Raw genomic sequence first — 22,029 nt, 5'->3', positions numbered from 1 at the left:
GATCAACTCGGCTGGAACTGATACAGCCAGGTTTCCGTGAGCGTCTTGTCGCCGGTCTTCAGGTAGAGCCGCATGTCGACGGGCTCGTTGCCTTCGGGCGTGAAGTCGAACTGCGCGCGCCAGTGGCCGGGCACGCCGTTGGGCACGGCCTCGGCAAACACGTAGGAGAATTTGCCGCGCGGCGCGGTCAGCACCAGTTCGGGTTTCACGCCGAAGGGCACGGTCGTGAGCGGCTCGCCGACGAACTCGACCATGAACTTGCGCACGCCCGGCGGCCGCGGCTGGCCCGGCTGACCGCCGCGGCCGATGCGTGTTGCCACGCAGCGTGCGAGCGGGGAGGGAAAGGGTTCCTGGTCGGTCCAGTGCAGGCGGTATTGCAGGCTGTAGCTCGCGCCCGCCTTCGCGTCGGCCTTGGGCACCCAGAAGGCGACGATGTTGTCGTGGATCTCGTCATCGGTGGGAATCTCGATCAGCTGCACCGAGCCCTCGCCCCAGTCGCCCTGCGGCTCGATCCAGAGGCTCGGGCGCTTTTCGTAGTTGACGCCGTCCTGGTAGTTGTCGAATACGCGGTCGCGCTGCAGCAGGCCGAAGCCGCGCGGCCTTGTGTCGGCAAACGCCGAGGCCCGCGTTTGCGTCGGGTTGTTGAGAGGGCGCCAGATGCGCTCGCCCGCGCCGTTCCAGATGGCAAGGCCGTCGGAGTCGTGCACCTCGGGGCGCCAGTCGATGGCGGTGGGCTTGATGGTTTCCGAATACCAGTACATCGAGGTGAGCGGCACCAGCCCGAGGCGCGACACGTCGCGGCGCAGGAACAGGCGCGAATCGATGTCCATGATCACGGCCTTGCCGCGCTGCATCACGAACTTGAACACCCCCGTGACGCTCGGCCCTTCGAGCAGCGCATAGACCGTCATCGAGGTGGTGTTGTTGGCCGCGGGCGTCTCGAAGTAGTAGCGCGTGAAGGTCGGAAATTCTTCAGGCTTGTCGGGCACGGCCACATCGACCGCGAGGCCGCGTGCCGACAGGCCGTACTGGTACAGCTCGCCGATCGCGCGGAAATAGGACGCGCCTAGAAACGCGACCCAGTCGTTCTTCTGCCAGTCGAGTTTGCTCTGGTCGCCCAGACGGCTTTCCTGGAGGCGAAAGCCTGCAAAGCCGGCTCCGGCCGGCAGCGCGCGCGCCGGGCTGTCGGGCGGCATCGAAAAGTAGCTGGGGCTGTAGAGCACTTCGCGTGCAAACACGTCGCCGCCTGCGTTTTCAAGCACGTGCATGCGCACCGGCGTCTGGAAGAAGCGGCCCAGGTGAAAAAAGGTGACTGGAAAGGCGCCGGGCCCGTCGCGGAAGAGGGCGTTGGCGGGGTCGAACTTGATCTTGCCGTGTGCGTCGTAGTCGATTCTCTCCAGCACATCGGGTGCGAGCGGCGTGGCTGCTGCATAGGGCTGCGCGGCCAGGCGCCTGGCTTGCGCGACGAGGCGGTCGAACGAGAAGGGCGCGGGCTGGCTCAGTTTGAGGCCATTGGCGGCCAATGCCTCTTCGGGTAGTCCAAGGGCGGCGAGTGCGGCGGCGGCACCACCAGCGGCAAGGAAGGATCGGCGATCAAGCATGTGTTTCTTGAGGGTTGCGAGTCTTGGAGGTACGGAAGCGATTCACGGAGAAGACGCGGCCAGCGGGTATGTCGGCCGGGCTGCGGAAGAACCATCCTAATGCAGCATGCGTCAGGATTTTCCGCGACGAGAGGAACGGCGAGCATGCCTTGAAGCAGGCACGCCCCGCGTCAGCCAAGCCGCGCAGTGCAGGCCAGACAAGGCCGGCGATTGGAAAAATTGTGCGTTTATGTATCGGCGGGGTCCGTGGCGCTCAACGCATAGACGGCATAGAGCGACACGCCCAGCATCATCAGCACCAGCGGCGCGAACAGGGTGTATGGCAGGCCGAAGCCTTCCAGCACCCGATAGGCGGAATCGAGCCGCAACCGCGGATGGGCTTCGGTCAGATCGGAGGCCCGGCGCAGCCCCCACCGAAACTCCGCGCCGGTGGCGCGCACCGAAGGGTGCTGCGCGGCGCGCCCCACGGCAAGCCAGCACATGGCGTCGAACGCCAGCACCGAGCCCGCGGGCGCGCGCTCGCCGAAGGTCGCGAACACGGCCCGTACCTGTTGCGGCTCGAGGTACATCAGCACGCCTTCGGTGAAGAGAAAAACGGGGTCCCCCTTGCGATTGCGCGGCAGTGCCAGCTGCTCCCACCATCCCTTGGAGGTGAGGTCGAGCGGGCACACGTCATGCCGCAGGTCGGTCTCGGGAATCAGCTCGCGGCGCAGTGGAGCACCTCGGGCAGGTCGGCATCGGTCAGGCGGCACTGGCCGTCGTCCAGCCACTGGAAGTAATGGCTCAGGCCGCAGCCCATGTTCACCACGCGGCCGCCCGGATGCTGCTTGAGAAATTCCTGTGCAAGGCTACGGAAGCGGCGCGTGCGGTTCAGGATGCCGTAGATGGTGGCCCTGTCTTCCGGCAGGGCATGCCCGTCGTCGCGTATCTGCTCGAGCACCGATGCGGCGTAGGCGTCGCGCACCCCGAGCTGCGGAAACATCGCGTCGCCGGAGGCGCGCGCCGCAAGCGAAATCCGCAAGGTCGAAGGCACGGCCGACAGGCTCCGCGCGGCTTGGCTCGTTGTTGTCATGGGCGCTGGACCAGGGTCATGCCCAAAGTCTGGCTGCTACCGCACAGCGGGGCAAGTCAGACTTTGGTAGCCCTGGCAGGTCGCCGCCGCGCCCGCGGCTATTACTTATTGCTTCGGTTGCTTCGGATCGCGTTGCCGATCACTTTGCGGTGGGCATCACGAACTCGGCGCCCTTGCCGATGCTCTCGGGCCAGCGCTGCATGACGGACTTCTGCTTGGTGTAGAAGCGCACGCCTTCCTCGCCGTAGGCATGCATGTCGCCGAAGAGCGAACGCTTCCAGCCGCCGAAGCCGTGCCATGCCATGGGCACGGGAATTGGCACGTTGATGCCGACCATGCCCACCTGGATGCGGCGGCTGAACTCGCGCGCCACGTTGCCGTCACGCGTGAAGCAGCTCACGCCGTTGCCGAACTCGTGGTCGTTGACCAGGTCGACCGCGTCCTTGAAATTGGCCACGCGCACGCACGAGAGCACGGGGCCGAAGATTTCTTCCTTGTAGATGCGCATCTCGGGCGTGACGTGGTCGAACAGCGTGCCGCCCATCCAGAAACCGTCGCCGCAGCCGGCGCCGGCCTTGTTGCCGTCGAACTGGCGGCCGTCGACCAGCAGCTTGGCGCCTTCCTTCTCGCCCTGGGCGATGTAGCCGGTGATGCGTTCATGCGCCGCGCGCGTGACGATCGGGCCCATTTCGGCTGCCAGGTTCTCGCCGTCGAGCACCTTGAGCGTCTTCGTGCGCTCGACGAGCTTGGGAATGATCTTGTCGGCCACGTCGCCCACCAGCACCGCCACGCTGATCGCCATGCAGCGCTCGCCGGCCGAGCCGTAGCCGGCGCCGATCAGCGCATCCACCGTCTGGTCGATGTCGGCGTCGGGCATTACCACCATGTGGTTCTTTGCGCCGCCGAGCGCCTGCACGCGCTTGCCGTTGCGAGCGCCGGTTTCGTAGATGTAGTTGGCAATGGGCGTGGAGCCCACGAAGCTCACGGCCTTGACGTCCGGATGCTCGAGCAGCGCGTCCACCGCGGCCTTGTCGCCCTGAACCACATTGAACACGCCGTCCGGCAGGCCCGCTTCCTTCAGCAACTCGGCCATGCGCAGCGAGGGGGTCGGGTCGGTCGGGCTGGGCTTGAGAATGAAGGTATTGCCCGCGGCAATGGCCACCGGGAACATCCACATCGGCACCATCACCGGAAAGTTGAAAGGCGTGATGCCCGCCACCACGCCCAGAGGTTGGCGCAGCGTCCAGTTGTCGATGCCGGTGCTCACCTGGTCGGTGAAGTCGCCCTTGAGCAGCTGCGGAATGCCGCAGGCGAACTCGACGATGTCGATGCCGCGCGAGACCTCGCCCTGCGCGTCGGTGAACACCTTGCCGTGCTCGGCGGTGATCATGTGCGCGAGCTCGTCCTTGTGCAGATTGAGCAGCTCCAGAAACTTGAACATCACGCGGGCGCGGCGGATGGGCGGCGTGTCGGCCCACTTGGGAAATGCGGCCTGTGCGGCTGCCACGGCGGCGTCGACATCGGCCGCGGCGGCAAGCACCACCTTGCCCGTGACCTTGCCGGAGGCCGGATTGGTGACGTCCTGCGTGCGGTCGGAACCGCCGGCGGTGTGCTGGCCGGCGATGAAATGCGCGATCTGTGCGGTCATGAGGGTCCCAGGGTCAAGTGATTGGCGCCAGTCTAGAAAAGGGAAGGGCGCCTGCCTAGGCGCTAAAGTTGAACTGTTTGTTCGCCATGGTGAACAATGCAGCCATGGATACGCAAAAAGCCGAATCGCTCTGGACACACCTGCACTGGCTGATCGTGCTCGGCCAGCAGGGCAGCTACACCGCCGCCGCGGCACGCCTGGGCGTTAGCAAGGCCGCCATGAGCCAGCGCATCGCCGAGCTCGAGCGCGCCGCGGGCGTGCCCCTGGTGCGGCGCACCACGCGCAGCATGCGGCTCACCGAGGCCGGCCAGCAGCTTGTCGACCAGACGCGTGAACCCTTCGAGCAGATCGCCCACAGCTTTTTGAAGGCGCAGGACCATGCGGGCGAACCGCGCGGCCTGGTGCGCGTGACGGCGCCGGTGGCGCTGGGGCGGCAGCAGCTCTTGCCAAGGCTCGCCGACTTCCTGCTCGCGCATCCATCGATCCGCATCGAGATGGAGCTCTCTGACCGGCTCAGCTCACTTGCGACAGAAGGCTTCGACCTGGCGGTGCGGCATGCCGCTTCGCCGCCCGATACGCACGTGGCCTGGCGCTTGTGCGAGACCCGGTCGGTGCTGGTGGCCAGCCGGGCCTATCTGCGCCGCAAGGGGACGCCGCTGGCGCCGGCCATGCTGGCCGAGCACGATTGCCTGCACTATCCGCGCGGGCAGGAAACCAACGTGTGGTCGTTCGAGCGGCGGAACGCCCGGGCACGCCAGGCCGAGCGCATGACCGTGCCCATTGCCGGCCCGCTAGCGGCCAACAACAGCGAGGCGCTTCGCGATGCCGCGCAGGCGGGCCTGGGCATTGCACTGCTGCCCGACTTCAGCGCGCAGTCGGCCTTGCAAGCAGGCAAGCTGGTCGAGGTGCTGCCCGATTGGCAGCCCACCGGCGCATTTGCGGACCATATCTACGCCATACGGCCGTACTCGCTGCACATACCGCGCGCGGTCAACCTGTTCGTGAGCCATCTCAGGGAGACATTGAAGGCCGGGTTCCAGGTGCCGCAGGCCTGAAGCTTCAGCGGTGCAGGTTCTCCCGATCTCAAGTGGAAGAAGCAAGCAGCTGCCGAACCAGCAACTGCGCCGCAGGCGACAAGGTCTCGCCCGTCTTCGTCGCCATCAGCAACCGGCGAACGGCCCAGGGGTCCTTCAGCCGCACCACCTTGAGATCGAGCGCACTCACCTGTGCCTTGCAGGCGGCGAGCGGCACCACGCCGATGCCGAGGTTGGCGGCGATCATGTGGCACATCGCGTCGAAGCTGCGCACCTGCACGCGCAGGCGCATCGGAATGCCGGCCTGCTCGGCCGCGCGGGATGTCAGCTCGAGCAGCGAGCTGCTGCGGTTCAGGCCCACGAACTCGTGGGCCAGGCAGGTCTTGAAGTCAGTTCTGCGCGTGCGGGCAAGCGGATGCTGCCGCGCGCACAGCACCACCAGTTCATCGGTCTGGAACCGCGCCACGTCGAGCCCGTAGGCGGGCGTGTTCTCCGCGAAAACGCCCACGTCCGCCAGGCCGTCGACCAAGGCGCGAACGATGTCGCCGCTCAGTTGCTCCTCTACTTCGACGCGGATGTCCGGATGCTGGCCGAGAAACGCCGCCAGCGTGGCCGGCAGGAACTCGGTGAGCGCCGACATGTTGGCCCACAGCCGCACATGGCCGCGCACGCCGCTGGAGTAGTCGCCGAGCTCGTTGCTGAATTGCTCGAAGCCCTGGAAGAGCCGCATTGCGTGCTGCATGGCCACATGGCCGGCCGGAGTGAGGGCTATGCCTTGCGAACTGCGCTCCAGCAGCTTCGACCCGGTGGCGGCCTCGAAATCCGAAAGCCGCCGGCTGGCCGCCGAAAGGGCGAGGTGGCAGGCCTCCGCGCCCTTGGTGATGCTGCCCGACTGGGCCACGGCGCAGAACAGGCGCAGCGTCACGAAATCGACACGTGCGGGATTGATGGGGCTGGCCATCGCCGGATTCTAGGCCTTCGCATTTTGCGAAGGCGTGCTGCCGTCAGAGCAATTCCGGCGGACGCGATCTGTTCCTAGAGTTGGGGCATTCCCACAGGAGACAGACGCAGATGAACGCACTCGAAGGCCTCAAGGTGCTGGAGCTCGGCCAGCTCATTGCCGGGCCGTTTGCCGGCAAGACACTGGCCGAGTTCGGCGCCGACGTGATCAAGGTCGAGCCCGCCGGTGTCGGCGACCCGCTGCGCAAGTGGCGGCTGCTGCGCGAAGGCACTTCGGTGTGGTGGGAGGTGCAGTCGCGCAACAAGCGCTCGGTGTGCCTCGACCTGCGCAGCCCCGAAGGCCAGGAGGCGGTGCGTGCCCTGGCGCTCGAGGCTGATGTGCTGATCGAGAACTTCAAGCCTGGCACGCTCGAAGGCTGGGGCCTGGGCTGGGAGCATCTGCACGCGCTCAACCCCCGGCTCATCATGCTGCGCATTTCGGGCTATGGGCAGACTGGCCCCTACCGCGACAAGCCGGGCTTCGGCGTGCTCGGTGAATCGATGGGTGGGCTGCGCTACCTGAGCGGCGAGCCGGGCCGGGTGCCTGTGCGTGTGGGGGTATCGCTCGGCGACACGCTGGCTGCGCTGCATGGCGTGATCGGCGTGCTCACGGCGCTGCACCACCGCACGGCCCATGGCGGCGAGGGACAGTTCATCGACGTGGCGCTCTATGAGTCGGTCTTCAACGTGATGGAAAGTTTGCTGCCCGAATACGACGCGTTCGGCGCCGTGCGGGAGCGTGCCGGCAGCGCGTTGCCGGGCATTGCGCCGACCAATGCCTACAGGTGCAGCGACGGACATTACGTGCTGGTGGCGGGCAATGGCGACAGCATCTTCCGCCGGTTGATGCGGGCCATCGGCCGCGCCGAACTGGAGAACGACGCGCGGCTCGCGCACAACGACGGCCGCGTGGCGCGCGTGGAAGAAATCGATGCCGCCATCGAAGCCTGGACGCTTCAGCGCGGCCGCGACGAAGTGCTGGCGGCGCTCGATGCGGCGGGCGTGCCCGTCGGGCGCATCTACACGGTGGCCGACATCGCAGCCGATCCGCAATACCAGGCGCGGCAGATGATCGTGGATGCGACAACTTCCGGCGGCGGAACGCTCAAGGTGCCCGGCGTCGTGCCCAAGCTCAGCGCCACGCCGGGCCGCATTGCACACCCGGCGCCGCGGCTCGGTGAACACACGGGCGATCTGAAAGGTGCCGGCTGGCCGGCGCGCCGGAGCGAAGAAAGCGAGGCCGTATGAAAACAGGCAACGGCAAGCGGCTCTTCGTCAACGAAGTGGCCACCCGCGACGGCTTCCAGATGGAGAGCCGCTTCGTCCCCACAGACGACAAGATCGCACTGGTCAACCGCCTGGGCACGCTTGGCTACGCCAAGATCGAGGTGACCTCGTTCACTTCCGCCAAGGCGATACCGGCACTGCGCGACGGCGAAGAGGTGATGCAGCGCATCACGCGCCGCCCCGGCGTGGTCTACACCGCGCTGGTGCCGAACCTGCGCGGGGCCGAGCGCGCGCTGGAAAGCCGCATCGGCGAATTCAACATCGTCATGTCGGTGAGCGAGACCCACAACCTCAGCAACCTGCGCATGACGCGCGAACAGTCTTTCGCCCAACTCACCGAAGTCATCGCGCTGGCAAGTCAGGCCGGCGTACCGGTGAACGTCTCGCTCTCATGCGTGTTCGGCTGCCCGATGGAGGGCGAGGTGCAGTTGGCCACGGTGCTCGAATGGATCGACCGCTTCGCCGTGCTGCAGGTGCAAGGCGTCACGCTGTGCGACACCACGGGCATGGCTTTTCCAACGCAGGTGCAGACCGTCTGCGAAGCGGTGCTGGCAGGGCACCCTGCAATGCAATGGACAGCGCACTTTCACAACACGCGCGGCATGGGGCTTGCCAACACCGTTGCCGCGGTCGAGGCGGGAATGGAGCGGCTCGACATGTCGCTGGGCGGCATCGGTGGCTGCCCGTACGCACCCGGTGCCACAGGCAATGTGGCCACCGAAGACGTGGTGCACATGCTGCAATGCATGGGCTACGAAACCGGCATGAATCTCGATGGCCTGATCGAAGCCGCAGCGGAGCTCGAGAACCTGGTGCAGCACGCTCTGCCGGGCCAGGTTTCCCGCGCCGGCCAACGGCTCACACGGCATGCGCCGCCGGCCGATTTCAACGACATCGCGGCGCGTGCGCATGCGCGCCGCGGCAAGGAGCTGCACTCATGATCGATCATCTGGACCACCTGGTGCTCACCACCGCGGATGAGAAAGCCTGCACCCGCTTCTACGTCGATCTGATGGGCATGGTGCTCGAGACTTTCGGTCCAGGCCGCAAGGCTTTTCGCTTCGGCAACCAGAAGATCAACCTGCACGTGAAGGGCCACGAATTCGAGCCCAAGGCGCAGGTGCCGACGCCGGGGGCGCTGGACCTGTGCTTCATCGCGAGCGTGCCGCTCGACGACGTGATCGCGCGGCTGAAGGACAAGGGCCTGCCGATCATCGAAGGCCCCGTGATGCGAACCGGCGCCACCTCGCGCATCCGCTCGGTCTATGTGCGCGACCCTGACCTGAACCTCATCGAGATCTCCGAGCTTTCGCCCTGAGGGCGCCGGCTTCGAAGACAACCTACAAAAACCACCCGAGACAAACCATGAAAACCACACTTCGCCTTCTGGCAGCCAGCCTTGGCCTTGCACTGGTCACCACCACGGCCAGCGCCGACACCTGGCCTTCCAAGCCGATCACCTTCATCGTGCCCACCGCACCCGCGGGCTCCACCGACATCATGGCGCGCATGGTCGGCGAGCCGCTGCAGCGCGCATTGGGTCAGCCCGTCGTCGTCGACAACAGGCCCGGTGCCAGCGGCAATATCGGCACCGAAGCCGTGGCGCGCGCCGCGCCCGACGGCTACACGCTGCTGATGCAGTACTCGGGCTACCACGTCGGCAACCCGTCGCTCTACCCGCAATTGAAGTGGAGCCCGTCCAAGGATTTCGTTCCGGTCGCCATGGTGATGCGCGCGCCGCACGTGGTCGCCGTCAGCGGCAAGCTTCCGGTCAGTTCTATGAAGGAACTGATCGAGCACGGCAAGAAGAAAGAAGGCGGCTTGTTCTACGCCTCGTCGGGCAACGGATCGATCCAGCACATTGCGGGCGAGTTGCTCTCCCGACAAGCCAAACAGCCGATGACGCATGTGCCCTACAAGGGCTCGGGTCCGGCCATCAACGACCTGATTGCGGGCAACGTGGACATGTTCATCACCACGCCGCCCTCGGTTATCGGGCACATCGCCAGCGGGCGCATGAAGGCGCTGGCCTATACCGGGAGCAAGCGGCACCCGTCGATGCCCAATGTGCCGACTTCGGCCGAGGCGGGCTTGCCGGGCTACGAAGTGGAATCGTGGTTCGCGGTGTTCGCGCCGGCCAGGACGCCGCCTGAAGTGGTCGCCAGGCTCAGCGCCGAGATCAAGAAGATCATCGAGAGCGAATCGTTCCGCAAGAAGGTGGACGAGCAGGGCGCCTTTGCCACCTACATGGATTCCGCCGCGCTGGGCAAGTTTGTCGACCAGGAATTGGTGGCTTGGTCGAAGGTGATCAAGGCGGCCGACATCAAGCCCGAGTGACAGGTCTCGGGCCGCAACACGCTACGGCTTGACGCCGAGCACCGAGAGAATGATGGCTGCGAGGGTCAGCGTGACCGGCAGCCGGTGCGACGCCAAGGCTTGCGCCCGCGCAACCGACAGCTTCGACGAGAGAAGCAGATTCTTTTCGGAATGAAGAGGTGTGGTCATATCGATACTCCTGAATGGCTGCGGGCGACTTGTCCGCATGTCTCAAAGATAGTCATCGCAAGGCACTGCGGCACAGGCCTTTGCGCGACACCGCGTTTCCGTTTTTGCAACGATCGGCGCGGAACCAGGTCAGGGTAGCTGCGAAGAATTAGCCGGCAATGAGCTTCTGCACCAGCTCGGCCGTGGTGGCCGCCGCGTACTTGCGCATCAGCCGCGCCCGGTGCAGCTCGACCGTGCGGTGGCTGATGCCCAGCGCCTTGCCGATCTCCTTGGACGTGAGGCCGCGCATCACCTGCGCGGCCACCTCGCGCTCACGCGGCGTGAGCTCTGCCTTTACGGCGCGGCGCGAACCCAGGTCTTCGAAGGTCCAGATGCCGGCCTCGTGCGGTGCGGCCCGGTTCATGGCGTGGCCGGTGACATGGCACCAGAAGGTTTCGCCGGCCATGGCGCCGTGCAGGCCGCCCAGGCGCTTCATCATGCGGTTGTCGGCATAGCGGCCGCTGGCGTTCAAGAACGGCTCCATGCGCTTGCCGATGCGCTCGAACTCGGCCACGCTCGGGTACAGAATGCTGAACGAATGCCCGACCAGCGCAGAGGGCGTTGCACCAAATATCTCGCAAACCCGCTCGTTGCAGGCCACGATGGTGCGGTTGCGCGAAACCACCATGCCCACGGGGGCATGCTCGAAGGCCAGGCGGTAGTCGATCTCCAGCATCGGGGGTCACCATTACGAAATACTACGTATGCGACTACGTAGTATCGTTCAAGGCTCTTCAAAAGCTTTCGCCAACTCTCCACCCATCCATCAAGGAGCCCGAGTGAACAAGATTTATCCCTCCGCAGACGCGGCACTCAAGGGGGTCGTGGCCGACGGGCAGATGCTCGCGGTCGGCGGCTTCGGCCTGTGCGGCATTCCCGAGGCGCTGATCGATGCGCTCAAGGACACCGGCGTGCAAAACCTCACCGTCATCTCGAACAACGCGGGCGTCGACGGCTTCGGCCTTGGCAAGCTGCTCGAAACGCGCCAGATCAAGAAGATGATCGCGTCGTACGTGGGCGAGAACAAGGAGTTCGAGCGCCAGTACCTCGCGGGCGAGCTCGCGCTGGAGTTCACGCCCCAGGGCACGCTGGCCGAAAAGCTGCGCGCGGGCGGCGCGGGCATTCCGGCCTTCTTCACCAAGACCGGTGTCGGCACGCAAGTGGCCGAGGGCAAGGAACTGCGCGAGTTCGACGGCGAAACGTACGTGATGGAACGCTCGCTGGTGCCCGACGTGGCGCTGGTCAAGGCCGACGTGGCCGACAAGTCGGGCAACCTGCGCTTTCGCCTTACGGCGCGCAATTTCAACCCCGCCGCCGCCATGGCCGGGAAGATCTGCATCGTCGAGGTCGAGAAGATCGTCGAAGTGGGCGAACTCGCACCGGACGACATCCACCTGCCGGGCATCTACGTGCACCGCATCGTGCTGAACGCCAACCCCGAGAAGCGCATCGAGAAGCGCACCGTGACGGCAGCCGCTCCGGCCGACGCCGCGGCTGCCAAGGTCGAGGCGCAGGCCGCCATCGCCCAGGCCGCCGCCGGCAGCGAAGTGCCCGCCCCCGTCAAGAACACCAAAGGAGCCTGAGATGCCCTGGACCCAAGACCAAATGGCCGCGCGCGCGGCGCAAGAGCTCGAAGACGGCTTCTACGTGAACCTGGGCATCGGCATTCCCACGCTGGTGGCCAACTTTGTCGGCGACAAGGAAGTGTGGCTGCAAAGCGAGAACGGCATGCTCGGCATCGGCCCATTCCCGACCGAAGACCAGGTCGACGCCGACCTGATCAACGCCGGCAAGCAGACCGTGACCACGCTGCCGGGCTCGGCCATCTTCGGCAGCCACGACAGCTTCGCGATGATTCGCGGCGGCAAGATCAACCTGTCGATCCTGGGCGCCATGCAGGTCAGCGTGAAGGGCGACCTCGCCAACTGGATGATTCCCGGCAAGATGGTGAAGGGCATGGGCGGCGCCATGGACCTCGTGGCCGGCGTGAAGCGCGTCATCGTGCTGATGGAGCACGTCGCCAAGAAGAAGGACGGCACCGAGGACTTCAAGATCCTCGAGAAGTGCACGCTGCCGCTGACCGGCGTGGGCGTGGTCGACCGCATCATCACCGACCTGGCCGTGATGGACGTGGTGCCCGAAGGCCTCAAGGTGGTCGAGCTCGCGCCGGGCGTGAGCTTCGATGCGCTGCAGGCGAAGACCGGGGCGCAGCTGATCCAGTAGGCAACAGCAGCGCATCGCGCTGCGCTTCGGCGGCTTCGCGCAGAAAGTTCCACACCGTCTGCATCCGCACGAGGTGCTTGGTTTCCGCCGGCATCGACATCCAGAAGGTGCGCGTGAAGTTCGCCTGGTCGCCGAGCACGGGGCGCAAAGCCCCATCCTGTTCGGCAATGAAGGCCGGCAGCACCGCAATGCCGGCACCGGCGGCCACCGCGCGGTGCTGCGCGAGCACGCTGGTGCTGCGCAGTGCAAAGGCATCGGGCCGATGCAGTTCGTCCAGGTACTGCAGCTCCTTGCTGAAGAGCAGGTCGTCCACGTAGCTGATGAAAGTGTGGCCGCGCAGGTCTTCGCGCGTCCTGATCGGCTGGTGCGCGGCCAGGTACTGCTTCGACGCGTAGAGCCGCAGCGTGTAGTCGGTGAGCTTGGTCACGACCACGGCCCCGCGCGCCGGCCGTTCGAGCGAGATCACGATGTCCGCCTCGCGCCGCGACAGGTGCACCAGCCGCGGCATGGCCAGCAGGTCGATGGTGAGCCGCGGGTGCTGCTGCGCGAACAGCGCGAGCTGCGGTGCCAGCACCACGGTGCCGAAGCCCTCGGTCGCGCCGATGCGCACTAGGCCCGACAAGCCTTCCTGCGATGCCGGCGCAGTGCTTTCCACTGCCTGGAACGCGCTTTCCATCGCCTCGACCTGGGGCTGCAGCTTGCGGCCCGCCTCGGTCAGCCTGTGGCCGCCCGCTTCGCGCGAGAAAAGCGGCGCGCCCACTTCCTTCTCGAGCGCCTGGATGCGCCTGGCCACCGTGGTGTGGTCCACCTCGAGGCGGCGCGCCGCGCTCATCAGCGTGCCCGAGCGGGCCAGTTCCAGAAAGTAGCGAAGGTTGTCCCAGTCCATGTGCTCGCATTGCCTCGGTTGGGCTTTGCATTTTTGCAAAGCGATGGCGCATATTTGTCTATTGTCATGGCAAATCTGCAAAGCTAGGATGCGGCTTGAACCTGCCACGCAGGCCCCCGTATTCACAGGAGACAAAACCCATGGACGCCACCACCACTCCCAACGCAAAAAACCAGGTCGCCACCGTCAAGCTTTTGATCGGCGGCAAGTTCGTCGAATCGAAGACGAGCGAATGGCGCGACATCGTCAATCCGGCCACGCAGGAAGTGCTGGCCCGCGTGCCCTTTGCGACGCAGGCCGAGCTCGATGCCGCGGTTGCGTCCGCGAAAGACGCCTTCAAGACCTGGCGCAAGACCCCCATCGGCGCGCGCGCCCGCATCTTCCTGAAGTACCAGCAGCTCATTCGCGAGAACATGAGCGAGCTGGCCGCGATCCTCACGGCCGAGCAGGGCAAGACGCTGCCCGACGCGGAGGGCGACGTGTTCCGCGGCCTCGAAGTGGTCGAGCACGCATCGAACATCGGCAACCTGCAGCTCGGCGAGCTGGCCAACAACGTGGCCAACGGCGTGGACACCTACACGCTGCTGCAGCCGCTGGGCGTGTGCGCGGGCATCACGCCGTTCAACTTCCCGGCCATGATTCCGCTGTGGATGTTTCCGATGGCTATCGTCACCGGCAACACCTTCGTGCTGAAGCCCTCCGAACAAGACCCGATGGTGACCATGCGCCTCGCCGAACTGGCGCTCGAAGCCGGCATTCCGCCCGGCGTGCTCAACGTGGTGCATGGCGGCGAGGCCGTGGTCAACGGCATCTGCGACCACAAGGACATCAAGGCAATCAGCTTCGTGGGCTCGACCAAGGTCGGCACGCACGTCTACAACCGCGCCACGCTGGCGGGCAAGCGCGTGCAATGCATGATGGGCGCGAAGAACCACGCCATCGTGATGCCCGACGCCAACAAGGAGCAAACGCTCAACGCCCTGGCTGGCGCGAGCTTTGGCGCCGCGGGCCAGCGCTGCATGGCGGTGTCGGTGGCGGTGCTGGTGGGCGAGGCGCGCAACTGGGTGCCCGAGCTCATCGCCAAGGCCAAGACGCTGAAGATCGGTGCCGGCACCGAGAAGGGCGTTGACGTGGGGCCGCTGGTTTCCTGCGCAGCCTACGACCGGGTCAACAACCTCATCGAACGCGGCCTGGCCGACGGTGCCAAGCTGGAGCTGGATGGCCGCAAGCCCACCGTGCCCGGATACGAGAAGGGCAACTTCGTCGGCCCAACAATCTTCTCGGGCGTGAAGCCCGGCATGACGATCTATGACCAGGAAGTCTTCGGACCGGTGCTGTGCGTGGCGGACGCCGAGAACATCGACGAGGCCATCGAGCTGATCAACAGCAACCCCAACGGCAACGGCACCGCCATCTTCACGCAGTCGGGTGCTGCGGCGCGCCGCTTCCAGGAAGACATCGACGTGGGGCAGGTCGGCATCAACGTGCCGATTCCGGTGCCGGTCCCGATGTTCTCTTTCACCGGTTCGCGCGCCTCCAAGCTCGGCGACCTGGGGCCCTACGGCAAGCAGGTCATCATGTTCTACACGCAGACCAAGACGGTGACGGCGCGCTGGTTCGACGACAGCACAGTCTCGCATGGCGTGAACACCACGATCAGCCTCAAATGAGGCACGGGCTTCGCGTCGCGGCTTCGGGGGCGGTGACGGCGCTCGTGTTGCTCGGCGGCAGCGCGCTGGCCGCCGAAGCTGGTCCGGATGACTGCGATCCCAACGGGAACCAGCAGCAGATGAACGCCTGCGCCGCGCGCGATTTTCGCGCGGCCGATGCCGCACTCAACATCCGCTACGGCGAAGTGATGAAGACACTCTCGCCGCAGATGCGCGTCGCGTTGCGCACCGAGCAGCGCGCTTGGCTCAAGGGCCGCGACCCGGCCTGCAAGCGGGCCGCGAAAGCGAACGAGGGCGGCTCCATCTGGCCGCTGGTGTTCAGCTCTTGCCTGGAGAAATCGACCCGCAAAAGGGCCGCCGAACTGGATCGCTGGAAGGGCCGCGAACAATGAACTTCGAATTGTCCGAAGAGCAGAACGCCTTTGCGCAGAGCGCGCGCGATTTTGCGCAGGCCGAGTTCGCGCCGCATGCCGCGCAATGGGATGCGGAGGCCATCTTTCCGAAGGAGGCCATCGCCAAGGCCGGCGAGCTGGGCTTCTGCGGCCTCTATGCACCCGAGCGCATCGGTGGCCTCGGTCTGCCGCGGCTCGACTCGGCGCTGGTGTTCGAGGAAATGGCCGCGGTCGACCCCTCGACCACTGCCTTCATCACCATCCACAACATGGCGACGTGGATGCTCGGCACCTGGGCGACCGATGCGGTGGCCGAGCGCTGGGGCGAAGACCTCACGAGCGGGCGCAAGCTGGCTTCGTACTGCCTCACCGAACCGGGCGCCGGTTCGGACGCGGGCTCGCTCAAGACGCGCGCCGAGCTGCAAGGCGCCGAGTACGTCATCAACGGCGGCAAGGCCTTCATCTCCGGCGCGGGGTCGACCGACGTGCTGGTGCTCATGGCGCGCACGGGCGGCGGCGGCGCGGGCGGCATCTCCGCGTTTGCGGTGCCGGCCGATGCGCCCGGCGTGAGCTACGGCAAGAAGGAACACAAGATGGGCTGGAACAGCCAGCCCACGCGCACCATCAACTTCGACAACGTGCGCGTGCCGGCCGAGAACCTGCTGGGCAAGGAAGGCGAGGGCTTTCGCATTGCCATGAAGGGGCTCGACGGCGGGCGCATCAACATCGCGACCTGTTCGGTAGGTGCGGCGCAGGGCGCGCTGGACGCGGCGCGCCGCTACCTGCACGAGCGCCAGCAGTTCGGCAAGCCGATCTCCAGCTTTCAGGCGCTGCAGTTCAAGCTGGCCGACATGGCGACCGAACTGGTGGCGGCGCGGCAGATGGTGAGGCTTGCCGCAAGCAAGCTCGATGCGGGCCATGCCGATGCGAGCACTTATTGCGCGATGGCCAAGCGCTTTGCGACCGATGCCGGCTTCAACGTGTGCAACGACGCGCTGCAGTTGCACGGCGGCTACGGCTACCTGAGCGAGTTTCCGCTCGAGCGGCTGGTGCGCGATACCCGCGTGCACCAGATCCTCGAAGGCACCAACGAGATCATGCGCGTGATCGTTGCGCGAAAATTGCTGGAAGGGGACAGCGATATCCGCTGAGGCCCCGCATCCAGAACCTCTCAAGACAATGACCGATTCCGTAGTTCTTTTTGAAGAAATCAAGACCGCCGGCGGCCAGCGCTTCGGCGTTGCAACGCTCAACGCACCGGCTTCGCTCAACGCGCTTTCCGTGGACATGGTGCGCCTGCTCACGCCCAAGCTGCGCGAGTGGGCAAAGGACGACGGCATCGTCGGCGTGCTGATGCAGGCGGCCGGCGAAAAGGCCTTCTGCGCGGGCGGCGACCTGCGCCAGCTGTATCAAACGCTGCTCGAATGCGGCCCCGCTCGCAACACCTACGCCGAAGACTTCTTCCGCGAAGAGTACGAGCTCGACTACCTGATCCACACCTTTCCCAAGCCGTTTCTCTGCTGGGGCCACGGCATCGTGATGGGCGGCGGCGTTGGCCTGATGTCGGGCTGCTCGCACCGCGTGGTCACCGCGCAAAGCCGCATCGCCATGCCCGAGATCAGCATCGGCCTCTACCCGGACGTGGGCGGCAGCTGGTTTCTGCGGCGCACGCCGGGGCGCACGGGGCTGTTCCTGGCGCTTACCGCTGCCAACCTGAATGCGGCCGACGCCATCTTCTGCGGACTGGCCGACGTCCTGGTGCCGCATGAGCACAAGGGCCAGGTGCTCGAGGCGATTGCCGCAACGCGCTGGCACGGCGAGCAGAAGGCCGACCGCGCCGAGCTTTCGCGAATCCTCGCGCGGGCGGGCGAGGGCGCGCAAATGCCGCAATCCAAGGTCCGCGAGCACTACGACACCATCAACGCCCTGATGGCCGGCGACGACCTGCTCGACATTGCGAACCGCCTGCGCAACCTGCAAAGCGACGATGCGTGGCTGCAGTCCGCGTCCAAGACCTTCATGAAGGGCGCGCCGAGTTCGGCTGCGCTGAGCTTCGAGCTGTGGCAGCGCGTGCACCGCATGTCGCTGGCCGAGGTGTTCCGGCTCGAATACTGGGCTTCGCTGGGCTTCTGCGCGCACAAGGATTTTGCCGAGGGCATCCGCGCGGTGCTGATCGACAAGGACCGCAACCCGCGCTGGAGCCCGGCCACCATCGAAGAGATCACGCCCGATTTCATCGAAGACCACCTGCGCCCACGCGGCGAAATGCCGGCCGAACTGGCTGCATTGGTCTGACTCTCTTCCACGAATACAACGGAGACAAACAATGAAGATCGCATTCATCGGCCTCGGCAACATGGGCGGCCCCATGGCCATGAACCTGAAGAAGGCGGGCCACGATGTCAGGGCTTTCGACCTGTCGGCCGAGGCTTGCAGGAAATACGCGGCCGATGGCCTGGGCATTGCCTCTTCCGCTGCCGATTCGGTCGTCGGCGCCGAGGTGGTGATCAGCATGCTGCCGGCCAGCGCGCATGTGGAGGGCCTGTTTCTCGGCGGCGCCGGCAAGCCCGGCCTGCTCGAGAGCATCGTGGCCGGCACGCTCGTCATCGACAGCAGCACCATCGCGGCCGCCACCTCGCGCAAGGTGGCCGAGGCGGCCGCTGCCAAGGGCATTGCCATGATCGATGCGCCGGTTTCCGGTGGCACCGGCGGGGCCATTGCCGGCACGCTCACTTTCATGGTCGGAGGGGAAGCGAAAGACCTGGAGCGCGCCCGCCCGGTGCTCGAGAAGATGGGTGCCAACATCTTTCACGCGGGCGCGGCAGGCGCAGGCCAGACAGTGAAGATCTGCAACAACATGCTGCTCGGCATCTTGATGATCGGCACCTCCGAAGCGCTGGCGCTGGGCGTTGCCAACGGGCTCGACCCGAAGGTGCTGTCCGAAATCATGCGCCGCAGTTCCGGCGGCAACTGGGCGCTTGAAAAATACAACCCCATGCCGGGCGTGATGGATACCGCTCCCGCATCGAAGAACTACGCAGGCGGCTTCGGCACCGACCTGATGCTCAAGGACCTGGGGCTCGCTCAAGAAAACGCCACCGCCGTGCGCGCCGCAACGCCGCTGGGTGGGCTGGCACGCAGCCTGTATGCGGCGCACAGCCTCGCGGGCCACGGCGCGCTCGATTTTTCGAGCGTGCTGAAGCTGGTACAGAAGGCTTCGTAGCCCTTCTTTCAGACGGCGTGCGCGGTCGCAGCAACGCGGCTGGTGCCCGTGCTCAAAGCAGCTCGATCCCGGGCAAGCTCTTGAAGCAGCTCTCGCGCGTGATGCGCACAAAGTCGGCCAGCCACGGCTGGCCGGAAGTGCCCTGCGTGCAGGCCATGTACAGCCGGCCCGTGAGGCCCCTGGCGCCCACGCGGCGCGCCGTGACATAGCCGCGATCGAGGTAGTTCTGCACTGCCCACAGCGGCAGGGTCGCCACGCCCCGGCCGCTGGCCACCAGTTGCAGCATCGCCACCGTGAGCTCGGTCGTGCGCCGGTGCGCGGGCTCCACGCCGGCAGGGGCCAGCACTTGCCGCACGATGTCGAGCATTTCGTCCGGCACGGGGTAGGTGATGAGGGTCTGGTCGGCAAAGTGGCGCGCGGTGAGATGCGGCTTGGCCGTGAGCGCGTGGTCGTTGGCCAGCAGTGCCACGATCTCGAAGCGGAACAGCGCGTGGTAGTCCACCGTTTCGTCCGGGTCCTGCTCGGAGACGATCGCCACCTCGGCGCGGTTCTGCATGACCAGCGCGATCGGGTCGGGGTGAAAGCCCGAGACGATGTCGAGCTCGATCTCGGGCCAGCGCTGGCGAAAGGCGTCCATTGCCGGCATGAGCCAGTCGAAGCAGGTATGGCACTCGACCACGATGCGCAGTTGTCCGCTGCGCCCCAGCGCAAGCCGAGCCACGTCGCGCTCCGCTTCTTCGACCAGCGGCAGCGCGGTGTCGGCCAGTTGCAGCAGCCGCAGCCCGGTGGTGCTGAACTGCGGCGGCACCGACTTGCGCTCGAACAGCTGCGCGCCATAGCGGTCTTCGAGCAGCTTGATCTGGTGCGACAGCGCCGACTGCGTGAGGTTGAGCAACTGCGCCGCGCGCACCAGGCTGCCGGTGTCGCGCAGGGCAACCAGCGTGCGCAGGTGCCGTATTTCCAGGATGGACTGCAACATGAACAAATTTCAAGTGAAAGGGCAAAACGTTTCGTTTGAATCATATGCCTCAAAGCCCGACCATTGCGGATTCTCAAGATCCAGCGACCGGAATACCTGCAAATGACCATCCGTACCCACACCCTCGGCTTTCCGCGCATGGGCGCCAACCGGGAACTGAAGTTCGCACTCGAAAAGCACTGGCGCGGCGAAATCGACCGCGCCGCGCTCGAAGCGGTCGGCGAACAGCTGCGAGCGCGCCATTGGCAGGCCCAGCGCGACGCGGGGCTCGACTACGTGGCCGTTGGCGACTTCGCCTATTACGACCACGTGGCCAACCACATCCAGCTGCTCGGCTGCGAGCCGGCGCGCTTCGGCTTCAAGGGCGACGAGCCAGAACTCTCGCGCTATTTCAAGATGGCCCGCGGCGTGGAAGACGAAGCCGGCCATGTGCACGACGCGGCTTGCGGCCACGGCTGCGAAGGCACGGCGGGCACCTTTGCCCTGGAGATGACCAAGTGGTTCGACACCAACTACCACTACCTCGTGCCCGAGTTCTCCGTGGCCACCCAGTTCAAGCTGGCCTCGGCGCGGCTGTTCGATGAAGTGGCGCAGGCGCAGCAGGCGGGGCATGCCGTCAAGGCCGTGCTGCTCGGCCCGCTGAGTTTTCTGTATCTCGGCAAGGAGAAAGAGGCGGGTTTCGACCGCTTCTCGCTACTCGATGCCTTGCTGCCCGTTTACGAACAAGTGCTGAACCGCCTGAAGCAGCAGGGCGTGGAATGGGTGCAGATCGACGAGCCCATCCTGGGCCTGGACCTGCCCGATGCCTGGCGCAATGCCTTCGAGCGTGCCTACTGGCAACTGGCCCGCAGCGCGCCCAAGCTGCTGCTGGCCACCTACTTTTCGCCGCTTTCGGACAACCTGCGCCTTGCTTGCCAGTTGCCGGTGGCCGGCCTGCACGTGGATGCCGTGCGCTCCCCGCAGGAGTTGACCGGCGTGGCCGACTGGCTCCCGGCGCACAAGGTGCTGTCTGTCGGCATCGTCGATGGCCGCAACATCTGGCGCACCGACCCCGATGCCGCACTTGCCGCGCTGCGCCCGGCGGTCGACAAGAACCGGGGCGAACTGTGGATCGCGCCGTCGTGCTCGCTGCTGCACGTGCCGTTCAGCCTGGCGGCGGAAAGCAAGCTCGACGCTGAACTGAAGTCGTGGCTCGCGTTTGCGGTCGAAAAGCTCGACGAACTGCGCGTGCTGCGTGCCGTGCTCGAGGGCCGCGAAGCCTCCGTCGCCGAAGAGCTCGAGGCCGCGCGCTCCGCAGTGGCTGCGAGGCGCGGCAGCTCGCGCGTGCACCGCGCCGATGTGGCGCTGAGGTTGGCCCGCAGCGTGGCGGGCGATGACCAGCGCGCGTCTACCTTCACCAAGCGCCAAGCGGTGCAGCGCGCGCGCTTCGCGTTTCCTGCACTGCCGACCACCACCATTGGCTCGTTCCCCCAGACTTCGGAGATACGCGCCGCGCGCGCCGCATTCAAGCGGGGCGAGCTCGATGCGGCGGGTTACCGCGAGAAGATGCGCGCCGAAATCGCGCTGGCCGTGCGTAAGCAAGAGGCACTGGGCATCGACGTGCTGGTGCATGGCGAGGCCGAGCGCAACGACATGGTCGAGTACTTCGGCGAACAGCTCGACGGCTTTGCATTTACCGCCAACGGCTGGGTGCAGTCGTATGGATCGCGCTGCGTGAAGCCGCCGGTGATCTTTGGAGACGTGGCGCGCCCGGCGCCGATGACGGTCGAGTGGACGGCCTATGCACAGAGCCTGACCCGACTGCCGATGAAGGGCATGCTGACGGGCCCGGTCACCATCCTCCAATGGTCGTTCGTGCGCGACGACCAGCCGCGTGCCACCACCTGCGAGCAGATTGCCTGGGCGATTCGCGACGAGGTGGTCGATCTCGAGGGCGCCGGCATCGGCATCATCCAGATCGACGAACCTGCAATCCGCGAAGGCTTGCCGCTGCGCCGTGCGGGCTGGCCTGCTTACCTGAAGTCGGCCACGCGCGCATTCCGCATCAGCGCCTCGGGCGTGCGCGACGAGACTCAGATCCACACGCACATGTGCTATTCGGAGTTCAACGACATCCTGCCCGAGATCGCGGCGATGGATGCCGACGTGATCACCATCGAGACCAGCCGTTCCGACATGGAGCTGCTGCGGGGGTTCGGTGGCGAGAACAGTTCGGGCGGCTTCCGCTACCCGAACGAGATCGGCCCCGGCGTGTACGACATCCATTCGCCGCGCGTTCCATCGGTCGACGAGATCGTGCGCCTGATGCGCAAGGCCGCGGGCGTGGTGCCGCTGGAGAACCTCTGGATCAACCCCGACTGCGGCCTGAAAACCCGCGGCTGGCCCGAGACTGAAGCCGCGCTGTCGAACATGGTGACGGCTGCGAAGCTGCTGCGCGAGGAACTGGCCATCGCCTGAAGCAGAGAGAGCGG

At 66.0% G+C, this 22,029-nt stretch carries 20 protein-coding genes and 1 pseudogene; 13 read left to right on the top strand and 8 right to left on the bottom strand.

Annotated features, from left to right (window positions below):
• Window positions 1-2: 2 nt before the first annotated feature.
• The 3 genes and pseudogenes from GOQ09_RS16790 to GOQ09_RS16780 form a co-directional block, all read right to left on the bottom strand.
• Window positions 3-1,601, bottom strand: a complete 1,599-nt coding sequence (locus tag GOQ09_RS16790; protein WP_157614545.1) for a glucan biosynthesis protein — start codon at window positions 1,599-1,601, stop codon at window positions 3-5.
• Between the two features lie 227 nt (window positions 1,602-1,828).
• Window positions 1,829-2,673 (bottom strand): annotated as a pseudogene (locus GOQ09_RS26625) (class I SAM-dependent methyltransferase).
• A gap of 139 nt (window positions 2,674-2,812) precedes the next feature.
• Complete coding sequence (locus tag GOQ09_RS16780; protein WP_157614544.1) at window positions 2,813-4,321, bottom strand: CoA-acylating methylmalonate-semialdehyde dehydrogenase; 1,509 nt, start codon at window positions 4,319-4,321, stop codon at window positions 2,813-2,815.
• 104 nt (window positions 4,322-4,425) lie between these two features.
• Here GOQ09_RS16780 and GOQ09_RS16775 point away from each other — a divergent pair, with 104 nt between their 5' ends.
• Window positions 4,426-5,376, top strand: a complete 951-nt coding sequence (locus GOQ09_RS16775) for a LysR family transcriptional regulator (RefSeq protein WP_157614543.1) — start codon at window positions 4,426-4,428, stop codon at window positions 5,374-5,376.
• 28 nt (window positions 5,377-5,404) lie between these two features.
• Here GOQ09_RS16775 and GOQ09_RS16770 read toward each other — a convergent pair whose 3' ends face one another.
• Window positions 5,405-6,316, bottom strand: a complete 912-nt coding sequence (locus tag GOQ09_RS16770; protein WP_157614542.1) for a LysR family transcriptional regulator — start codon at window positions 6,314-6,316, stop codon at window positions 5,405-5,407.
• A gap of 110 nt (window positions 6,317-6,426) precedes the next feature.
• Here GOQ09_RS16770 and GOQ09_RS16765 point away from each other — a divergent pair, with 110 nt between their 5' ends.
• Genes GOQ09_RS16765 through GOQ09_RS16750 form a run of 4 tightly spaced genes read left to right on the top strand, consistent with a single transcriptional unit; the run spans window position 6,427 to window position 9,978 of the window.
• Complete coding sequence (locus GOQ09_RS16765) at window positions 6,427-7,602, top strand: CaiB/BaiF CoA transferase family protein (RefSeq protein ID WP_157614541.1); 1,176 nt, start codon at window positions 6,427-6,429, stop codon at window positions 7,600-7,602.
• Window positions 7,599-8,582, top strand: coding sequence for a hydroxymethylglutaryl-CoA lyase (locus GOQ09_RS16760; protein ID WP_157614540.1), 984 nt, complete (start codon window positions 7,599-7,601; stop codon window positions 8,580-8,582). The genes GOQ09_RS16765 and GOQ09_RS16760 overlap by 4 nt, the downstream gene beginning before the upstream one ends.
• The gene (locus tag GOQ09_RS16755; RefSeq protein ID WP_157614539.1) at window positions 8,579-8,959 is read left to right on the top strand and encodes a VOC family protein; all 381 of its coding nucleotides are present in this window, start codon (window positions 8,579-8,581) and stop codon (window positions 8,957-8,959) included. The genes GOQ09_RS16760 and GOQ09_RS16755 overlap by 4 nt, the downstream gene beginning before the upstream one ends.
• 47 nt (window positions 8,960-9,006) lie before the next feature.
• Entirely contained in the window at window positions 9,007-9,978 is a 972-nt protein-coding gene (locus GOQ09_RS16750; RefSeq protein WP_157614538.1) for a Bug family tripartite tricarboxylate transporter substrate binding protein, read from the top strand.
• 21 nt (window positions 9,979-9,999) lie between these two features.
• Here the strand turns inward: GOQ09_RS16750 and GOQ09_RS26130 are convergent, their stop codons facing one another.
• Both GOQ09_RS26130 and GOQ09_RS16745 read right to left on the bottom strand, forming a co-directional pair.
• The gene (locus tag GOQ09_RS26130) at window positions 10,000-10,146 is read right to left on the bottom strand and encodes a hypothetical protein (protein ID WP_165442094.1); all 147 of its coding nucleotides are present in this window, start codon (window positions 10,144-10,146) and stop codon (window positions 10,000-10,002) included.
• 148 nt (window positions 10,147-10,294) lie between these two features.
• Window positions 10,295-10,861 carry a LuxR C-terminal-related transcriptional regulator gene (locus tag GOQ09_RS16745; protein ID WP_157614537.1) on the bottom strand — a complete coding sequence of 189 codons (567 nt, stop codon included), beginning with the start codon at window positions 10,859-10,861 and terminating at the stop codon, window positions 10,295-10,297.
• Between the two features lie 103 nt (window positions 10,862-10,964).
• On the opposite strand from GOQ09_RS16745, the gene GOQ09_RS16740 reads away from it, so the two are divergent.
• Both GOQ09_RS16740 and GOQ09_RS16735 read left to right on the top strand, forming a co-directional pair.
• Complete coding sequence (locus GOQ09_RS16740) at window positions 10,965-11,768, top strand: CoA transferase subunit A (RefSeq protein WP_157614536.1); 804 nt, start codon at window positions 10,965-10,967, stop codon at window positions 11,766-11,768.
• A gap of 1 nt (window position 11,769) precedes the next feature.
• Complete coding sequence (locus tag GOQ09_RS16735) at window positions 11,770-12,408, top strand: 3-oxoacid CoA-transferase subunit B (protein WP_157614535.1); 639 nt, start codon at window positions 11,770-11,772, stop codon at window positions 12,406-12,408.
• Here the strand turns inward: GOQ09_RS16735 and GOQ09_RS16730 are convergent.
• Window positions 12,332-13,294: a LysR family transcriptional regulator gene (locus tag GOQ09_RS16730; RefSeq protein ID WP_157614534.1), complete on the bottom strand. Its 963-nt coding sequence runs from the start codon at window positions 13,292-13,294 to the stop codon at window positions 12,332-12,334. The two genes, GOQ09_RS16735 and GOQ09_RS16730, sit on opposite strands and share 77 nt — an antisense overlap.
• 140 nt (window positions 13,295-13,434) lie before the next feature.
• On the opposite strand from GOQ09_RS16730, the gene GOQ09_RS16725 reads away from it, so the two are divergent.
• The 5 genes from GOQ09_RS16725 to mmsB are packed head-to-tail and all read left to right on the top strand — an operon-like array spanning window position 13,435 to window position 18,579.
• Window positions 13,435-14,964 carry a CoA-acylating methylmalonate-semialdehyde dehydrogenase gene (locus GOQ09_RS16725; RefSeq protein ID WP_157614533.1) on the top strand — a complete coding sequence of 510 codons (1,530 nt, stop codon included), beginning with the start codon at window positions 13,435-13,437 and terminating at the stop codon, window positions 14,962-14,964.
• A gap of 32 nt (window positions 14,965-14,996) precedes the next feature.
• Window positions 14,997-15,356: a lysozyme inhibitor LprI family protein gene (locus GOQ09_RS16720; RefSeq protein WP_242630863.1), complete on the top strand. Its 360-nt coding sequence runs from the start codon at window positions 14,997-14,999 to the stop codon at window positions 15,354-15,356.
• Window positions 15,353-16,507, top strand: coding sequence for an acyl-CoA dehydrogenase family protein (locus GOQ09_RS16715; protein WP_157614531.1), 1,155 nt, complete (start codon window positions 15,353-15,355; stop codon window positions 16,505-16,507). Before GOQ09_RS16720 ends, GOQ09_RS16715 begins: the two co-directional genes overlap by 4 nt.
• A 28-nt stretch (window positions 16,508-16,535) precedes the next feature.
• The gene (locus GOQ09_RS16710) at window positions 16,536-17,651 is read left to right on the top strand and encodes an enoyl-CoA hydratase/isomerase family protein (protein ID WP_157614530.1); all 1,116 of its coding nucleotides are present in this window, start codon (window positions 16,536-16,538) and stop codon (window positions 17,649-17,651) included.
• Window positions 17,652-17,682: 31 nt separating this feature from the next.
• Window positions 17,683-18,579 (top strand): 3-hydroxyisobutyrate dehydrogenase, encoded by an 897-nt coding sequence (gene mmsB, locus GOQ09_RS16705; protein WP_157614529.1) that lies wholly within the window; start codon window positions 17,683-17,685, stop codon window positions 18,577-18,579.
• Between the two features lie 52 nt (window positions 18,580-18,631).
• Here mmsB and GOQ09_RS16700 read toward each other — a convergent pair whose 3' ends face one another.
• Window positions 18,632-19,558, bottom strand: a complete 927-nt coding sequence (locus GOQ09_RS16700; protein ID WP_126746834.1) for a LysR family transcriptional regulator — start codon at window positions 19,556-19,558, stop codon at window positions 18,632-18,634.
• Window positions 19,559-19,660: 102 nt separating this feature from the next.
• Between GOQ09_RS16700 and metE the strand changes: the two genes are divergently transcribed.
• Window positions 19,661-22,015: a 5-methyltetrahydropteroyltriglutamate--homocysteine S-methyltransferase gene (metE, locus tag GOQ09_RS16695; RefSeq protein WP_157614528.1), complete on the top strand. Its 2,355-nt coding sequence runs from the start codon at window positions 19,661-19,663 to the stop codon at window positions 22,013-22,015.
• The last annotated feature ends 14 nt before the right edge of the window (window positions 22,016-22,029 follow it).

The organism is Variovorax paradoxus, assembly GCF_009755665.1.
Lineage (GTDB): Bacteria > Pseudomonadota > Gammaproteobacteria > Burkholderiales > Burkholderiaceae_C > Variovorax > Variovorax paradoxus_G.
Note: the sequence above shows the minus strand (reverse complement) of the source record. Positions and strands in the feature narration are given on the sequence as shown.

Bases quoted from the DNA above. Each gene is read 5' to 3' on its own strand.
- GOQ09_RS16790 (WP_157614545.1), bottom strand. From the start codon at position 1,601: ATGCTTGATCGCCGATCCTTCCTTGCCGCTGGTGGTGCCGCCGCCGCA.
- GOQ09_RS16780 (WP_157614544.1), bottom strand. From the start codon at position 4,321: ATGACCGCACAGATCGCGCATTTCATCGCCGGCCAGCACACCGCCGGC.
- GOQ09_RS16775 (WP_157614543.1), top strand. From the start codon at position 4,426: ATGGATACGCAAAAAGCCGAATCGCTCTGGACACACCTGCACTGGCTG.
- GOQ09_RS16770 (WP_157614542.1), bottom strand. From the start codon at position 6,316: ATGGCCAGCCCCATCAATCCCGCACGTGTCGATTTCGTGACGCTGCGC.
- GOQ09_RS16765 (WP_157614541.1), top strand. From the start codon at position 6,427: ATGAACGCACTCGAAGGCCTCAAGGTGCTGGAGCTCGGCCAGCTCATT.
- GOQ09_RS16760 (WP_157614540.1), top strand. From the start codon at position 7,599: ATGAAAACAGGCAACGGCAAGCGGCTCTTCGTCAACGAAGTGGCCACC.
- GOQ09_RS16755 (WP_157614539.1), top strand. From the start codon at position 8,579: ATGATCGATCATCTGGACCACCTGGTGCTCACCACCGCGGATGAGAAA.
- GOQ09_RS16750 (WP_157614538.1), top strand. From the start codon at position 9,007: ATGAAAACCACACTTCGCCTTCTGGCAGCCAGCCTTGGCCTTGCACTG.
- GOQ09_RS26130 (WP_165442094.1), bottom strand. From the start codon at position 10,146: ATGACCACACCTCTTCATTCCGAAAAGAATCTGCTTCTCTCGTCGAAG.
- GOQ09_RS16745 (WP_157614537.1), bottom strand. From the start codon at position 10,861: ATGCTGGAGATCGACTACCGCCTGGCCTTCGAGCATGCCCCCGTGGGC.
- GOQ09_RS16735 (WP_157614535.1), top strand. From the start codon at position 11,770: ATGCCCTGGACCCAAGACCAAATGGCCGCGCGCGCGGCGCAAGAGCTC.
- GOQ09_RS16730 (WP_157614534.1), bottom strand. From the start codon at position 13,294: ATGGACTGGGACAACCTTCGCTACTTTCTGGAACTGGCCCGCTCGGGC.
- GOQ09_RS16725 (WP_157614533.1), top strand. From the start codon at position 13,435: ATGGACGCCACCACCACTCCCAACGCAAAAAACCAGGTCGCCACCGTC.
- GOQ09_RS16715 (WP_157614531.1), top strand. From the start codon at position 15,353: ATGAACTTCGAATTGTCCGAAGAGCAGAACGCCTTTGCGCAGAGCGCG.
- GOQ09_RS16710 (WP_157614530.1), top strand. From the start codon at position 16,536: ATGACCGATTCCGTAGTTCTTTTTGAAGAAATCAAGACCGCCGGCGGC.
- mmsB (WP_157614529.1), top strand. From the start codon at position 17,683: ATGAAGATCGCATTCATCGGCCTCGGCAACATGGGCGGCCCCATGGCC.
- GOQ09_RS16700 (WP_126746834.1), bottom strand. From the start codon at position 19,558: ATGTTGCAGTCCATCCTGGAAATACGGCACCTGCGCACGCTGGTTGCC.
- metE (WP_157614528.1), top strand. From the start codon at position 19,661: ATGACCATCCGTACCCACACCCTCGGCTTTCCGCGCATGGGCGCCAAC.